This window comes from Niallia sp. MER 6 (assembly GCF_023714395.1).
In the GTDB taxonomy this organism is placed as follows: domain Bacteria; phylum Bacillota; class Bacilli; order Bacillales; family Cytobacillaceae; genus Niallia.
This window is the reverse complement of sequence record NZ_JAMAUK010000020.1, coordinates 23,621-40,189: the sequence shown is the minus strand read 5'-3', so window position 1 is coordinate 40,189 and position 16,569 is coordinate 23,621. Positions and strand designations below refer to the sequence as shown.

At 39.8% G+C, this 16,569-nt stretch carries 15 protein-coding genes; 3 read left to right on the top strand and 12 right to left on the bottom strand.

Annotated elements, in window-relative coordinates:
* Positions 1–60: 60 nt before the first annotated feature.
* From M3600_RS19790 to M3600_RS19775, 4 genes are read right to left on the bottom strand one after another with little or no spacing between them, the layout of a single operon-like run.
* Positions 61–1,002: a hypothetical protein gene (locus M3600_RS19790; RefSeq protein ID WP_233316225.1), complete on the bottom strand. Its 942-nt coding sequence runs from the start codon at positions 1,000–1,002 to the stop codon at positions 61–63.
* A gap of 43 nt (positions 1,003–1,045) precedes the next feature.
* Positions 1,046–2,137, bottom strand: a complete 1,092-nt coding sequence (locus tag M3600_RS19785; RefSeq protein ID WP_233316222.1) for a hypothetical protein — start codon at positions 2,135–2,137, stop codon at positions 1,046–1,048.
* Entirely contained in the window at positions 2,134–2,622 is a 489-nt protein-coding gene (locus tag M3600_RS19780) for an anti-sigma factor family protein (protein ID WP_233316220.1), read from the bottom strand. The genes M3600_RS19785 and M3600_RS19780 overlap by 4 nt, the downstream gene beginning before the upstream one ends.
* A complete protein-coding gene (locus tag M3600_RS19775) occupies positions 2,619–3,182 on the bottom strand; it encodes an RNA polymerase sigma factor (protein WP_233316218.1) in 564 nt (187 codons plus the stop codon). The genes M3600_RS19780 and M3600_RS19775 overlap by 4 nt, the downstream gene beginning before the upstream one ends.
* A 219-nt stretch (positions 3,183–3,401) precedes the next feature.
* Between M3600_RS19775 and M3600_RS19770 the strand changes: the two genes are divergently transcribed.
* Both M3600_RS19770 and plsY read left to right on the top strand, forming a co-directional pair.
* A complete protein-coding gene (locus M3600_RS19770; protein ID WP_251647185.1) occupies positions 3,402–5,072 on the top strand; it encodes a hypothetical protein in 1,671 nt (556 codons plus the stop codon).
* Between the two features lie 150 nt (positions 5,073–5,222).
* The gene (plsY, locus tag M3600_RS19765; RefSeq protein WP_233316215.1) at positions 5,223–5,840 is read left to right on the top strand and encodes a glycerol-3-phosphate 1-O-acyltransferase PlsY; all 618 of its coding nucleotides are present in this window, start codon (positions 5,223–5,225) and stop codon (positions 5,838–5,840) included.
* A 133-nt stretch (positions 5,841–5,973) separates the two neighbouring features.
* Here the strand turns inward: plsY and gatB are convergent, their stop codons facing one another.
* The 3 genes from gatB to gatC are packed head-to-tail and all read right to left on the bottom strand — an operon-like array spanning position 5,974 to position 9,174.
* A complete protein-coding gene (gene gatB / locus M3600_RS19760) occupies positions 5,974–7,401 on the bottom strand; it encodes an Asp-tRNA(Asn)/Glu-tRNA(Gln) amidotransferase subunit GatB (protein WP_233316213.1) in 1,428 nt (475 codons plus the stop codon).
* 12 nt (positions 7,402–7,413) lie between these two features.
* On the bottom strand, positions 7,414–8,871 hold the full coding sequence (gatA, locus tag M3600_RS19755) for an Asp-tRNA(Asn)/Glu-tRNA(Gln) amidotransferase subunit GatA (RefSeq protein ID WP_237940622.1): 1,458 nt from the start codon (positions 8,869–8,871) through the stop codon (positions 7,414–7,416).
* A 12-nt stretch (positions 8,872–8,883) separates the two neighbouring features.
* A complete protein-coding gene (gene gatC, locus M3600_RS19750) occupies positions 8,884–9,174 on the bottom strand; it encodes an Asp-tRNA(Asn)/Glu-tRNA(Gln) amidotransferase subunit GatC (RefSeq protein ID WP_251647182.1) in 291 nt (96 codons plus the stop codon).
* A gap of 205 nt (positions 9,175–9,379) precedes the next feature.
* Between gatC and M3600_RS19745 the strand changes: the two genes are divergently transcribed.
* Positions 9,380–9,817, top strand: a complete 438-nt coding sequence (locus M3600_RS19745) for a MarR family winged helix-turn-helix transcriptional regulator (protein ID WP_233316208.1) — start codon at positions 9,380–9,382, stop codon at positions 9,815–9,817.
* A gap of 78 nt (positions 9,818–9,895) precedes the next feature.
* On the opposite strand, the gene M3600_RS19740 is transcribed toward M3600_RS19745, so the two are convergent.
* From M3600_RS19740 to pcrA, 5 genes are all read right to left on the bottom strand, one after another.
* Entirely contained in the window at positions 9,896–10,324 is a 429-nt protein-coding gene (locus M3600_RS19740) for an organic hydroperoxide resistance protein (RefSeq protein WP_233316206.1), read from the bottom strand.
* Between the two features lie 215 nt (positions 10,325–10,539).
* Positions 10,540–10,977, bottom strand: coding sequence for a YueI family protein (locus tag M3600_RS19735; RefSeq protein ID WP_251647180.1), 438 nt, complete (start codon positions 10,975–10,977; stop codon positions 10,540–10,542).
* 127 nt (positions 10,978–11,104) lie between these two features.
* Positions 11,105–12,274 carry a CamS family sex pheromone protein gene (locus tag M3600_RS19730; RefSeq protein ID WP_237940621.1) on the bottom strand — a complete coding sequence of 390 codons (1,170 nt, stop codon included), beginning with the start codon at positions 12,272–12,274 and terminating at the stop codon, positions 11,105–11,107.
* Positions 12,275–12,279: 5 nt separating this feature from the next.
* A complete protein-coding gene (ligA, locus tag M3600_RS19725) occupies positions 12,280–14,295 on the bottom strand; it encodes an NAD-dependent DNA ligase LigA (protein ID WP_233316200.1) in 2,016 nt (671 codons plus the stop codon).
* Between the two features lie 22 nt (positions 14,296–14,317).
* Positions 14,318–16,525, bottom strand: coding sequence for a DNA helicase PcrA (gene pcrA, locus M3600_RS19720; protein WP_233316198.1), 2,208 nt, complete (start codon positions 16,523–16,525; stop codon positions 14,318–14,320).
* Positions 16,526–16,569 lie beyond the last annotated feature (44 nt).

The window sequence follows — 16,569 nt, the reverse complement described above, 5'->3', positions numbered from 1 at the left end:
ATAGGCGTTCCAACCGCTTTTGCCTGTTTTATAAAATTAAACAAACGTTTGATTAAATTCTTATTTCATATTATTTAAGATCAATGTGTCACTATTGGATACATATATATGATTTTCCGCTTTTCCTTTTTCAAGGGTAGCATTAGGCGTTGTGACTTCCACTTCACTAGCTGAATCCGCGTTCCCGTCTATGTCATTATCCAGCTTAGCAAACTTCCAATTCTGGTCCTCTTTATTGTATATGTCCGTATTTTGGACGGAGACACGAACATTATCTGTCTCTCTAATATCCAATCCGATCTCCCCTGTACCTGCTATTTTCCAATCACTGTTCAAATTTCTTGGATTAAGAGAAATATTGCTCCAAAGATCAGCAAGCTCCAGTTGGACATCTGTCGGCACAAGCAGAGTAGCATCCAAACTTGAATAATCTTCATACAATCCTGTTTGATGCGGACGCTCCTTCACCCTAATATACAGTGTATCTCCTTTATCCGTAATGGTAAGATAATCCTCTGCTTTTTCTATCTTTTCGATTGTACTGTCTTGTCTGTATGTACCAAACATGGAGACATTTCTTTCGTTTATTCCTTCGACTCTAAATTGCTCTATGCCGTCACCTTCTACTACGACTCTTTTAATATCCTTACTTATATCTTGGTTAAAGGCTGGAAGGTCCAATGTTATTGCTTCCTTTTTAATTTCATCTTGAATTAAATCCATAACGCCTGAAGTCTGCAAAAAAACCATGATGACCCCTGCTGTACCTAATATCCCAACGATAACGATGCTGAAAAGGTCAAAATTCAAATATGGCTTCTCTTGCTTGCTAAGGAACAGATACACAAGGATTTCCAACCCAAGGACTACAAGAATGACAGGCCACCACAGCTTTAATGCCGTTGTGATATTCCAATCCAATATTTGCGACAATAACAAGAAAACCCCCAGAAACAAAAGTGACAACCCCATCGAAAATGTTCCAACTCTCCATGTTCTCATTCCGTGCTTCTCCCCCTTTATGCAATCTTTTTTTGCTGACTGCTTATTTGTCTGTATTTTTCTTATTGCCGACAAGCACCCGCAATCCGCCTAGAATAAGAATGATGCAGACTACTCCTGTCTGGAAATAATGATAGAACAAGAATTGCAAATCAATTCCAAGCCATACCTTCAGCCTTGAAGAAAAGGCAGGAAGCAGGATATTAACGATCATGTAATAGAAGCCTACAAGAAGAAGTCCAACTCCAACCCATTTTTGATAATTGGTCAAATAGGCGATAACAGGTGTATCTTCCAGCTCCACTTCTCCTATTTTAGATGCTTTTTGGAGTCCATCGAAAAAGCTGTAGAACCAAATAATCGGAATTAGAAATAGGAAAATCCCTAAGTAAAGCTCATTGATTAAAAAGATTGCAAACAGGAATGCTGCCATCAGCTGCAGCCCCCTTTGCTGCAACCCTAAATAAAGATGGCCGGCTCCTGGAAAAATGGATAAAAAAGTGGCAATGATTTTGCTTTTCTTTCCGTCTTCACGATTTTTTTCAAAGTCTTGGAAAATCGTCTGGTCAACCAATTCCTCTCCATTTTGCTTTTTGGTAAACTGCTGCATCACATCAAAAAATCCATATACCCAAATGACCGGCAGGATAGCAAGAAACAGCAGAAACTCTCCTGCACCTGTCAATATGGAAACAAACAGCACCATGATAATCAGCCCTAAGAAAGTGGACAATAGTGTTATCCCTCGGTACATCAATCCTAATTGAATATGTCCTAAACCAGGCACAAAGGATAAAACAATGGTGTAAAAACGCTGTGATTCTATTGTATTTACAAGCACTGTTCTCTCCGTTCCATCACCTGTCTGACTGCTTGGGAGAACCTGTCTTTTAAAATAGCGGCTAGCTGTAATATAAGTGTCCAAAATGCTTATGCAATAGATGAGAAAGCCAATAAAAATAACGGCTGCAACAACCCCATCCATATATCCAGACATGCTAAACAGAAATATCGAGAATACAGCCAGTCCGAATACAGCTGCTCCATACAAGGACCCTCTTATCCGGTTTCCAATGTAAAATAGTCCGCCTCCCGGAAAGAAAGCTAATATAAATGCGGCAAACGGGTTTTTCATTTTTTCTTTTCCTCCTTCATACTCATACTCCCATCAAATGTATTTAGCCAAGAAAATGTTTTATCAACAAAGCCTACTTTTACCTCTTCCTGTTTCATTGGCATTTCTGCCTTCTGAATGCTTTCAGTATGTTTGATAATCGATTGGAAAACTCCAGTCGTCATCAAAACTAGTGTAATGCTGGCCGCAATTGCGTAGTGAAAGATAGAGGATTGATAGAATGATTTTTTCTTTTTCGGTTTTACAACAGGTATATCCATTAATTCTGCCTGTTCCTGTGTAATTTTTTGCATGATTTGATCTGTGAAGCCTTCCACATCCGAAATAGACGGTAGTTCCTGTTCTTGTGCTTCTACTGCTTGGACATACAAATCAAGACAATGATCACATCCATATAGATGGTCTTCCATTTGTGAACGATTACCCTCGTCCAGTTCATCCTTTGCATACTCTAGCCATTGTTCAAAAGAATAGTGTGTTATCATAAGAAATCCTCCTCCTTCCAATGCTTCTTCAACCAGATTCTTGCCCGGTACAGTTTTGTTTCAATTGTTTTGACTTGAACATTTTGCTCTTCTGCCAATTGCTGATAGCTCTTTTCCGCAATATAGTAGCCATAAATAACATCACGGTAGTTATCTGGAATATCGTTGAGCTTTTCTCTTAACAGCTTGCGCTGCTGCCTAATGAGCACTTCTGCTACTACATTGTCTTTTTTTCCTGTATCCAGCTCGATTTGTTCTGTAATGTCCTCTTTTCTTCTTTGCTGTTTTCGCTTAACATCAATCGAATGATTGACAGCAATTCTCGTTATCCAAGTCTTAAATCCTTGGTTTTCATATTTAGGGAGAGAGTAATAAATTTTAAGGAATACTTCCTGTGCAGCATCTTCAGCTTCCTTCTGATCCTTCAGGATGCTGTAAATTGTGCGAAATACATCTTGGCGATACTTCTCGACGAGCTGTCTAAATGCATCATCATCTCCAAGTTTGACTAACTCAATCAACTCTTGATCTGCTATTATTCTCTCCCCCCTTCTAAACATGTTCACATAATAGACGTTATAAAATGCTCAACCCCTACACCAATGTTATATTTTTTTCAATTAATAAGCTTTCCAGCGAGTCATACTTTTTTATAGTAACATTTTTCTGATCTTATAAAGATGTTTTTTGTCGGATTAAGTTAGGAATGATTTATGAAACTATTATGGGGAACATTCCGTATTACAATGGAAGCAATTATCATAAGGAGGTTTATGTTAATGATATATTTATTATCATTGCTCGCGTTAACGCTTAATCCAATTGTTTGGAAAGCTTATTATCGCAGTAAAGTTTTTTTATACACACAGCTTCTGCGCGTCATACTTGGAGCGATTATCATCTTTATTTTAACTTATTTCCAGCTTATCGATTATTCTGTGCAGGCTGCAATTAAGTTTAGCTTATTTTATTTAGCGCTGTTCTTTTTGGCTGACATCATTTATCGGAAAGCAAAAGGATTTTATTACACAAGCTTTCTCGGGATTGCCATGCTGGTCGCAAGTGCTTACTTCCAATTTGTTTATCCTTTGACAATAGCTAATGATAAGTATGATTTTGTAGCAGCAAAGGCCACTGTTGCCAAAGAGCAAGAAGAATCTACAGATGAACAGCATATTGCTGTGGTTCCGGAAAAATACGCAAGGTATCGAAGTGAAAAAAAGCTTGGGGAGCTGTCACATGCCTCCTACTATGACCTCGGGGAATCTACTTTGCAAAAAATCGACGATCATCTTTATTGGGTAACGCCCATTGAATACACAGGCTTCTTTAAATGGATGAAAGATGTGCCTGTTCCTGGATTCGTTAAAATGAGTGCAGAGGATGAAAATAAAGATGCCGTTTTAGTAAAATCAGAAATGACTTATGTTCCATCTGCTTATTTCAACGAAGACTTAAAGCGTCTTGTAAGAAAAAAACACAAGGACTCTGTCCTGCTCGAAGCAAGCTTTGAACCCGATGATAATGATAAGCCCTATTATGTTGTTCCATATGGGGACTACAATAAATTTAGGGAAATTGTCGATGTAAAGGGCATTTATATTATTGACCCAGAAAGCGGGGAAATAAAAGATTATAAGATGAACGAGATTCCTGCATTTATCGATCATGTCATCCCAACAAGTGTAGCGGAAGATTGGAATGAATGGTATGGAAAATATGTGCATGGCTTCTGGAATACTATTTTCTCTAAAGAAGATATAAAGGTGCCAACAGAACGGGAAGACATAGATGAAGTGAATGGAGTGTTCAATAAGGATCTTGCGTTAAACTGGTTTACAGATTTCACTCGTCCTAAATCAGACAGCGGCAGCATGGTCGGCTACTCTCTCATAAATGCCAGAGATGGCAAGCTCACATTCTATGAGAATGCAAATGGATCGTTAAATGGAAAGTCTGCCATCAATGTGGCGGAAAAGACATTCAGAGCGGAAAAATATGAAGCTGGCACGCCTATACTTTATACGATCTATGGCCAGTTTACATGGGTAGTTCCTTTGATGGACAGCAACAACGTGCTGAGACAAATTGTTCTTGTCAACGCCAAGGATGAGAAGGTTTACAGCTACAGCAATGAAAAATCAAAGCTATTTAATGATTATAAATATGCAATTGCTACATTGCTAAAGGACGATAACACAGTTCCTACCGATTTGGCTGATATGAAGGAATTACAAGGGACAATCAGCAATGTCTATAAATCAGAAAAGGAAGGCAGCACTGTCGTCCGCTTTATGGTAGATAAAGATAAACGAATATTCCAAGTGTCATCTAATGATTTCCCTTACAGCATCTTCCTAGAAAAAGGGATGAATGTTTCTGTGCAATATATGGATACAGAAGAGGTTGTTGTCAGTGTCCAAGAACTTGTCATGGCAGGATTTGAATAGACTATATTTGTCACAAGAGCCGCCTATCAATTAAAATTGGCGGCTTTTTTGCCGTTTTTTTAAAATCATGTTATTCAGGAACAAGTATACTTTTCTGCTTGCATATACTAACATAGGAAATGGGAATATTTATCATACCGTCAAAGGAGAATGCTTTTGTATACGATATTAATCGCATATTTAATAGGATCTATTCCAGCTGCCATTATAATAGGTAAGATGTTTTTTGGTATCGATATAAGAAAGCACGGCAGCTTTAATCCAGGAGCAACGAACTCTATTCGCGTTCTTGGGAAAAAAGCTGGTCTCGCCGTACTCATCTTCGATATCGGCAAGGGTGCACTAGCTGCAGCTCTTCCAATTTTATTGCACCAGGATATCGATCCGATTTACACAGGTTTGGCGGCTGTAATCGGCCATTGTTTCCCTGTGTTCGCAGGCTTCCGTGGCGGAAAGGCCATCGCCACTACAGCAGGTATGCTGATTGTCGCAAATCCTGTTATGTTCTTGGTTGTCTACTTAACATTTATCGCTGTTATCTGGATAACTAAATATGTATTCCTCGGCAGCATATCTGTCGGAATTACGATATTGCTGTATGCCCTATTCGATGCTACTTTAGAACATGAACTTATATTTATCATCTATCTTTTACTGCTTATATACTTGCACAGATCCAATATTATTAATTTCTTTAATCACACTGAACCGAAAATAAATGATAAAACAATAAAAAAAGACCGCATCGGACCGAAAAAGATTAGCTAAGTATCTTCATTAGGACAAGCTTTGCAAAAAAAGTTCGAAAATTGCCAAGAGAACACTTTTCCTGGGAAATATGCAGAGAAAATGTCGAAATAAATGAAAAAACCAAGAGCAGTTAGCTCTTGGTTTTTCTACATTATCTTTTGTTTATTTCTTGAACAAGCAGCTTGTTGACCATTTGCGGGTTAGCCTGTCCTTTTGTTGCTTTCATGATTTGACCAACAAGGAAGCCGACAGCCTTTTGTTTGCCGTTCTTGAAGTCATCAATTGATTGCGGATTATTGTCCAATGCTTCGGAAATAACCTGAAGGAGAGCTCCTTCATCCGAAATTTGCACTAATCCTTTATCTTTAACGATTTGTTCTGCGTCGCCGCCGTTTTCAATCAGCTCTTTGAACACTTGCTTAGCAATTTTGCTGGAGATTGTCCCATCTTCAATGAGTTTAATCATGCTTGCAAGACTCTCTGGAGTCAGTGCAACATCTGCCAGCTCTTTTCCTTCTGCATTCAAGTATGCTGATACATCACCCATAATCCAGTTAGAGGCAAGCTTAGGATCTGCTTTAGCATTTACTGTCGCTTCAAAGAAATCTGCCATTTCTTTCGTAACAGTCAATACATTAGCATCGTATTCAGGCAAGCCTAATTCTTCTACATATCTCTTCTGACGAGCATCAGGAAGCTCTGGAATTTCCGCACGAATTCTAGCTTTCCAATCTTCATCGATATATAGGTCCATTAAGTCTGGCTCTGGGAAATATCGATAATCATCTGAACCTTCCTTAACACGCATCAATATTGTTGTATTTGCTGCTTCATCATAACGACGTGTTTCCTGCTCTATCACACCGCCGCCAAGAACAACTTCACGCTGACGCTTTTCCTCGTATTCAAGACCTTTTCTAACAAAGTTAAATGAATTTAAGTTCTTCAATTCTGTTTTTGTTCCGAATTCTTCTTGTCCAACAGGGCGAATGGAAATATTCGCATCACAGCGTAAAGAGCCTTCTTCCATCTTACAGTCAGATACTCCAGTATACTGGATGATTGATTTCAGTTTTTCCAGGTATGCATATGCTTCGTTTGGTGTTCTGATATCAGGCTCTGAAACAATCTCAATCAAAGGTGTTCCTTGGCGGTTAAAGTCGACTAGAGAATAACCGTCACCATGGTTCAGCTTTCCAGCATCCTCTTCCATATGAACACGTGTGATTCCGATTCTTTTCTTATAACCGTCCACTTCTATATCAATATAGCCATGCTCACCGATTGGTTTATCAAACTGAGAAATTTGATATGCTTTCGGATTATCTGGATAGAAATAGTTTTTACGGTCAAACTTTGTTTCTGTTGCAATTTGGCAGTTCAATGCCATTGACGCTTTCATACCGTAATCGACAGCTTTTTTGTTCAAGACCGGCAATACGCCTGGATAACCTAAATCGACAACTGTCGTATTTGTATTTGGTGCAGCCCCAAAATGGTTCGGGCTTGCAGAAAATATCTTCGATTCTGTTTTTAATTCCACATGGACTTCAAGTCCTATGACTGTTTCAAATTCCATTTATTTCACCCCTTACAGCGTTGGTTTTTGCTTATGATAGTCCGTTGCTTGTTCAAATGCATATGCCACTTTATAAACAGTTTCTTCATCAAAGTGCTTACCGATAATTTGCAAGCCAAGCGGCAATCCGTTTGTGAATCCGCAAGGAACAGAGATTCCAGGCACTCCAGCAAGGTTTACTGGAATTGTCAGAATGTCATTTGCATACATCGTCAATGGATCATTCACATTTTCACCGATTTTGAATGCTGGTGTTGGGGTTGTAGGTCCTACGATTACATCGTATTTCTCAAATACATCCTCAAAGTCCTTCTTAATAAGTGTGCGGACTTTTTGTGCTTTTTTATAGTAAGCATCATAATAACCAGAGCTCAATGCAAAAGTTCCAAGCATGATTCTGCGTTTCACTTCATCTCCGAAGCCTTCTGCCCTAGTCTTTTTATAGAGTTCAATTAAGCTTCCTGCATCTTCTGCACGGTAGCCGTAGCGGATTCCGTCAAAGCGGGACAAGTTAGCAGAAGCCTCTGAAGAAGACAGCAGATAATAAGTTGCCAACGCATATTTGCTGTGTGGCAATGATACTTCTTCCCATGTTGCTCCAAGCTTTTCTAACACCTTAAGAGCATCGAGCACAGATTGACGCACTTCCTCGCTTACACCTTCGCCTAAGTATTCTTTTGGCACTGCAATTTTCAAGTTCTTAATATCACCTGTTAAGCTCTTCGTAAAGTCCGGAACTGCCACATTTGCTGATGTGCTGTCCATCGGATCTACTCCTGAAATAGCTTTCAGCAAGAAGGCATTGTCTTCAACTGTTCTTGTAATCGGTCCGATTTGGTCTAAAGAAGACGCAAATGCCACAAGACCAAAACGTGAAATACGTCCGTATGTAGGCTTTAAGCCGACAACTCCGCAATACGCAGCCGGCTGTCTGATAGAGCCGCCTGTGTCAGATCCAAGTGAAAACAGAACTTCTCCTGCAGCAACTGCAGCTGCTGATCCGCCTGATGAACCACCTGGCACTCTATCTAAACTCCAAGGGTTCTTTGTGTTCATATAATAGGAGTTTTCTGTTGATGACCCCATCGCGAACTCATCCATATTCAGCTTCCCGATTGTAATCGTGCCTGCATTATGTAATTTCTCCATAACTGTCGCATTGTAGATTGGCTGGAAGTTCTCCAATATGCGGCTAGAACATGTTGTTCTTAAATCCTTAGTGACAATATTATCCTTTATCCCGATTGGCAAACCGAACAGTGGACCTGTCGTTTCACCTGTAGCCAATCTTGCATCAAGCTGCTTCGCCTGATTAAAGGCATTTTCCTCATCTAATGTCATAAAGGCTTGTACTTTTTCATCTACGTCCTTAATTCTCGTGTATGCTTCCTGCACCAAATCTGTAACAGAAAGTTCTTTTTTAAGCAGCATTTCTTGTAAATCTGCCGCTTTTTGATCAAATAAGCTCATCCTCTTCCCTCCTTACACAATAATTGATGGCACCTTGATCTGGCCGTCCTGATGCTCTGGAGCATTTCGCAGGACATCCTCGATTGGCAGGCCTTTTCCTGCAACATCTTCACGCAATACGTTTTTCATATCGAGCACATGGGATGTTGGTACAACACCTTCTGTATCCAGCTCATTCAACTGCTCAGCAAATGAAATGATTGCATCAAGCTGTTTCTGAAATTTTTCAGCTTCATCTTCTGTAATCGCAAGCCTCGCAAGGTTTGCAACATGCTTTACTTCTTCTTTAGTAATCCTTGACATAATTGTCACCTCCAAGTACGTTCCATGCAATAATCTGATGATATCAAACAAGCCTCTATTAAGGCAACAAGAACAATGAAGTATTTGTTATCCTTCCAAAAATCTTGCCTTTATAATGCTGCCCCAATTTACTTCATTAGGAAAAAAGCTATAATTGGATTACAATAGTAATATTATTAAGATACTTTAAAGTTGGTGAACTACAATGGCAAATGAAATAGATATGCTTAAACTGGAAAATCAGCTCTGTTTTTTGCTTTACGCCAGTTCAAGAGAAATGACTAAAAAATACAAAACTTTGCTTGAGGATCTTGATGTGACTTATCCTCAATATTTAGTTCTACTGTTATTATGGGAGCATGAGGTGCTAAGTGTGAAAAGCATGGGAGAAGAGCTGTACCTTGATTCAGGCACATTAACTCCAATGTTAAAACGGATGGAACAGAACGGTCTTATCAAGAGGGAACGTTCCCAAGAAGACGAGCGCTCTGTTATGGTATCGTTAACAGAACAAGGCAAAAGCCTTAAAGAAAAAGCAGCCTGCATTCCAGCAGAAATATTCAAGCTTTCTAATAAAGAACCACAGGAATTTAGTCAGTTAAAAAATTCCCTGGCTCATCTTTTACAGCAGCTTGCCAAATAAAAAAGAAGCGTCTTTAAAAAGGCGCTTCTTTTTAGGGATAAAAAAACCATCACATGTAGGCGATGGTTTTTTGATTTATTATGCAGCAATAACTTCAAGTGTAACGTCAATATTGCCTCTAGTTGCTTTAGAGTATGGGCAGAAATTATGTGCTTTATGAACAAGATCTTCTAAAGTAGCTTTATCTACGCCAGTACCTTTGACAGACAATTTAACACCAAGTTTAAAACCTTGATCTGTTGGATCTTTTATCAGGCTGACACTTGCTGTCACTTCTGATTCAAATTTCACACGTTCTTTTCCTGCGATCATCTGAAGAGCTCCATCGAAACAAGCTGCATAGCCTGCTGCAAACAGCTGCTCTGGGTTAGTTGCATCCTCAAGCTGTTTTGCTCTTGGTGTTCCAGGCATTGCTGTTTCTAATTGAATGACATAATCCTCTGATTCTACTCTTCCTTCTCTTCCGCCAACCGCTTTTACAGATGTAGTGAACAATGTTTCTGACATAGTTAAACCCTCCAATTAAATAATGTTTTACACAATTGTATTGTACACAATTTAATTTTACATTACAAGTTATATAACTTACTTTTTTTACATTTCCCATAAATAAACGAAATATCCTGTTGTTTTTGTATATCACGTGCCTGTCCCTTTTAAACCTCATCTAAAGAAACAAGGGAAAAGAATCAGCATTCTTTTCCCTCTCGCCATAAACCTTATTATCTTTTGAAGAGCTTAGCAAAAAAACCTTTTTTCTCTGTCGGTTCGTCTGCCTTCTTTTCTGCTGAATTTTCTGTTACATAAATATCTTCTTTGTCTACTGCATGGTCATATGCTATCAGCAAACCGATATCACTGTTATAATCGTTATTTGTTACAATTGTATATTCCATGTTTTGCTGATTGGCGATTTTTAAGTACTTAGACAAATAGGAATAATCCAAGTGGCCGTTTAAATAAAGTTTTGCCCCCTTATTGCCTTTAATAGCTTCCTCTGCCTCTTTATAGACATCTGGTTCTCTTACTTGGCTCTGCCTCAAAGCAAGAACAATCCTTTCCCTGATTGTTCCGAGAAACTGCCTTCTTTCTTCAGGCTTTGTTTCTTTAGTGCCGTACATACCTTGCTGCAGGTAATCATCTAAATTTGGATTTGTCATTCTTTCCAACTCCTTATATAGATACTCTTTACCACTATACTAAAAAAATTCCACCTACAGTCATTGAAATTGTTGCAAAAAAAGGAAAATAAAAAAGACTACCCCGTATTGGGATAATCTTTATACCTTACTGATAAATATGAACGAACGGTTCATCCTGACCTGCATCTCTGACTATCAGTGCTTCTTCTCCATTTGCAGAAGTTATGCTAACCTGTACTGCCTGGTTTGTGTCTTTGAAACGATCCATCACTTTCCCAGCTACATATTGGGAGAAACCGATGACTTCTGTCGCTCCATAAAATTGTATCTTCATCTCAATGCTGAGGCTCCGCAGCTTATTGTTTATATAAAATCCTTTGCCGATTACACCATTGAAATTCGGGAAATATTCTTCAATATCATTTTGAAATTTTGAGAAGGCAGCATTTTCTGTTTTATACTGGCTATCATTATTCGGATAAATCACATACTTCTCATTTATACTTTTCCACTCACCTAAAGAAGATTCTCCACTTCCTGCATTCGCATAAGCAATAAAATTGCCTGGTACAACAGAGGACGTCTCTTTTTGTTCAAACAAGGCGATGTTGATTGGTACATTTTCTAAGCCTTCGATTTTTCTGAGCCTTTTGATAACCTCTGCAGCAATTTTCTTCCCTTCTCTTTGAAGTGTTTGCTGACTAATATCTTTCTTTTTTGTAGATCCGTTATTTTTTTCCTGATAATAATAAACCGAATTTAGTGCAAGGCCGATTGTCACACCGCCCAGCTCCAATTTATTTGTTTCTTCATTTTTCACTAAATAATCATGCTCGAGAATATGTGCAAGATATATCGGATCCATCTCTCCACTTTCTGCTTGGCTCTTATCTTCATCAGAAGGATTCAACCCGACATTGTCACTTTCAGACATTTTCTTATCTTTCAGTTCCTTCGCTGTGTACTTTCTGTTCAGCCATGAAGCAACTGTTGAACTATTCAAATACTGCCCCTCTTGAAAATAATAGTTTTCTGTACTGAATGTGTTTTGGGCAACTCGCATCAAACCGCTCTCAAACTCACTGATGTCGTACCTTGAATTCAAATTATTGACGACAAGCCCTCTCGCCTCCGATGTTTTGAAAGGAAGACTCATGCTGTAATACTCATCCGATATTTTGAATTTCGGCAGGATGGCTGTCTCCGTTTCATTATCGCCTGTTTCACTCTTTACTTCCTCTTCTTTCTGGAAGTTGGGGGCACAGGCAGTAAGTAGAAAAACGAGACTGGCTATAAATAAAAAGCTTCTTTTCATCAACATTACACACCTTTAACCTTTAGTTCTTCCAACAGCTTATCCTCATCCCAAACTTCAATTCCCAGCTGTTCTGCTTTCGTCAATTTGCTGCCTGCATCCTCACCGGCGATTACGAGATCTGTTTTTTTGCTGACACTTCCCGTAATCTTCCCGCCTAAAAGCTCGATTTTTTCTTTCGCTTCATTACGGGAAAGCTGCTCTAGTTTACCAGTTAAAACAATTGTTTTTCCGGCAAACACGCTGTCTGAATCCTCAAGTGCAACAGGTCTTGCACCTGTATATTCCATGTTTACTCCAGAAGCTTTAAGCTCCTCAATCAGCTCTGCAGCCTCTTCCTGCTCGAAGAATGCAACAATTGAATCAGCCATTTTATCGCCTATCTCATTAATTGCTTTTAAGTCTTCAACACTCGCATTAGCCAATGCGTCCATATTGCTGAATTCCATCGCAATCGTCTTAGCAGCCTTCGCTCCAACATGACGAATTCCTAACCCAAACAACAGCCTCTCTAAGGAATTACTTTTAGATGCAGCAATAGCATTCAACAAGTTCGTCACAGACTTTTCGCCCATTCTTTCCAGATTAATAAGCTGCTCATATGTAAGCTTATAGAGGTCAGCAACATCTTCAATCAGCTTTTCAGAAAACAGCTGACTAACAACCCTTTCGCCAAGTCCGTCAATATTCATGGCATTGCGGGACACAAAGTGGATTAGCCCTTCTCTTATTTGGGCAGGACATTTAGGATTAATGCAGCGCAGAGCCACTTCTCCTTCAATTCTTACCAGTTCACTGCCGCATTCAGGACATTCAGTCGGCATGATAAAGTCCTGCTCTTCGCCTGTTCGTCGTTCCACAAGAACATTCACGACCTCAGGAATAATGTCGCCCGCTTTTTTTACAACAACACTGTCGCCGATTTTAATATCTTTTTCGCGAATTAAATCTTCATTATGCAAAGATGCCCGTTTGACAGTAGTCCCTGCCACCTTAACAGGGGCAAGCAACGCTGTCGGCGTCAACACACCTGTTCGTCCGATGCTTAGCTCGATATCAAGGAGCTTTGTGACAACCTCTTCAGCAGGGAACTTATAGGCGATTGCCCATCTTGGACTTTTCGCAGTAGTACCTAACTCGTCTTGCTGCTCCAAGCTGTCAACCTTAATAACAATTCCATCGATTTCATATGGAAGATGAGGGCGCTTATCCTGCCAGCCTTCCACATACTGAAGTACATCCTCAATTGTTGCACAACGCTGTCTTTCTTTATTCGTTTTAAAGCCTAGCTCATCTAACAAATCAAGTCCTTGGCTGTGAGATCGCACACCTGTTTCTCCAGGATCTCCAATCGCATAAAGGAAGATGTCAAGATTTCGGGAAGCCGCAATCCTCGGATCAAGCTGTCTGAGAGAGCCAGCTGCCGCATTCCTTGGGTTGGCAAACGGCTCTTCTCCGTTCTCATCTTTTGCTTTATTCAGTGCTTCAAATGATTTCTTCGGCATGAAGGCTTCGCCTCGCACTTCAATGCTTACAGGCTGATTTAACCGAAGAGGGATGGAGCGAATTGTCTTTAAATTCGCTGTAATATCCTCCCCAGTAGTGCCATCACCGCGTGTCGCTCCCAGTTCAAACAATCCATCTACATAGCGAAGCGACACAGCCAGTCCATCTATCTTCAGCTCACAAACATAAGAAAAGTTGTCTCCAATTGCTTGGCGCACCTTTCTGTCAAAATCACGTAAATCAGCTTCATTAAAGGCATTCCCAAGACTAAGCATCGGTGTCTCATGCTGGACCTTTGAGAACATATCCAAAATTTCCCCTCCAACCCTTTGGGAAGGAGAGTCGCTTGTCTTTAATTCAGGAAATGTTTGTTCCAAATCAACAAGCTCTTTTAAAAGAGCATCATATTCTGCATCGGGAACAGAGGGATTATCAAGTACATGATATTCATAGTTATATTTATTTAAAAGGTTATGCAATTCCTTTACCCTTTTTTCTGCTGCTTGTAGATCCATACTTCCATTCCTTTCTCGTTCATCAGCCTTTTTGGATTGGCGCAAATTTCGCCAATAGTCTCTTTATGCCTACCGGACTTGGGAATGCAATATCAAGCTCCTTGGAGTCTCCGTCTCCCTTAACGCTTACTACCGTACCGGTTCCCCATTTACCGTGAACCGCCTTATCTCCGACATTCCAGCCAATATCCTCTCCACCTGTTGTCCTTGCCGCAGGGCGTATAACTGCTTTTCTTGCTGCAGGTGCTGCCGGTCTGGCACTGAATCTCGATTCGCTCTTTCTTTCTGGAACACCTTCTAATAAATCTTCTGGTATTTCCTTAATGAAACGGGAAGGAGGATTCATATTCGTACGACCAAACAATGTTCTCATTTGAGCGTTTGTTATGAACAGCTGCTGTTCTGCCCTTGTAATCCCAACATAAGCAAGTCTTCTTTCCTCCTCCATTTCCACTTCCTCCATAAGGGAACGGGAATGCGGGAAAACCCCTTCTTCCAGACCAATCAAGAATACTACTGGAAACTCCAGTCCTTTTGCCGAGTGGAGCGTCATTAGTACAACAGCATCTGCCTGATTGCCGTCATCATCAAGCTTATCGATGTCTGCAACAAGAGCTAAATCTGTCAGGAAGGCAATTAAAGACTTGTCTTCATTCGTGTCCTCAAAGTTTTTCGTAACAGACATGAACTCCTCGATATTCTCAATTCTGCTTTGGGATTCAATCGATTTCTCTGCTTTCAGCGCCTCTAGATAACCAGACTTTTCAATCACTTCCTCCACCAGCTCCGTTACAGACAAGTACTCCTGCATTTCACTGTACTTACGGATGAAGTTGTGGAATTCTGCTACTGATTTTGTGATTTTTGGGCTTAATCCAATTAGCTCAACTGATTCAATCGCATCATACATAGACATATCATGCATTGCTGCAAAATTAGCGATTTTATCGATAGAGCTTGAACCAATCCCTCGTTTCGGCACATTTATGACCCTTTGCAAGCTAATATCATCATCGGGATTTGCAATCAGTCTTAAATAAGCAAGTGTATCTTTAATTTCTTTTCTATCGTAGAACTTTATTCCCCCGACAATGGAATATTCAATATTTGATTTTAGAAGCATTTCTTCCATTACACGAGATTGAGCATTTGTACGGTAAAGAATCGCAATATCAGCCAGTTTTTTTGAGGTTTCTCTTCTGATTTCTTGGATCTTACCAATCACAAATTGTGCTTCCCCTTGCTCACTGTCTGCACGATAGTAATGAATTTTATTTCCATCTTCATTTTCCGTCCACAGATTTTTATCTTTTCTGCCTGTGTTGTTTTCAATAACTTTGTTGGCAGCTTGAAGAATCTTCTTCGTAGAACGGTAGTTTTGCTCAAGCATGACCACCGTTGCGTTCGGGTAATCCTTCTCGAATGAAAGGATGTTGGCAATATCCGCCCCGCGCCAACGATAAATAGACTGGTCAGAATCACCTACAACACAAAGATTGCGGAATCTGCTTGCAAGCAGTTTTACAAGCATATACTGAGATCTATTCGTATCTTGATACTCGTCTACATGAATATACTGGAACTTGCGTTGATAAAATTCAAGAACTTCCGGTACACGCTGGAACAAGTGGATTGTCTGCATAATCAAGTCATCGAAATCCAAAGCGTGGTTCTTTCTTAAACGTCTTTGGTATTCGGTATATACATCACTGGCAATCTGAGCGAAATAATCCCCTGCTGTTTTTGCATATTCCTCTGGTGTAATCAGTTCGTTTTTAGCAGAGCTGATGCTTGCCAATATCGCCCGAGGATCATGTTTCTTCGGATCGATGTTTCTTTCCTTTAAAATTTGCTTTACTACAGACTGTTGGTCTGTCGTATCCAAAATCGTAAAGTTTCTGTTATAGCCGATTCTGTCGATATCCTTCCTCAGGATGCGGACACACATGGAGTGGAATGTGGAAATCCAGATATCCTCGCTCGCGCCGCCAAGCACTCCTGCAATCCTATGTCTCATTTCCTTTGCTGCTTTATTCGTAAATGTTATCGCTAAGATGTTGTATGGATTAACCCCTTTTTCAACCATCAAATAAGCGATTCTTTGTGTAAGCACTCTTGTCTTTCCACTTCCTGCTCCTGCCATTATAAGAAGCGGGCCTTCTGTTGCCTTAACAGCCTTTTGCTGTTCAGGATTTAAACCATTTAATATTTTATCTGTTAAAAATTGCATTATCTCACCGCCATAAGAACATATATTCTATAATACCTTTTTCC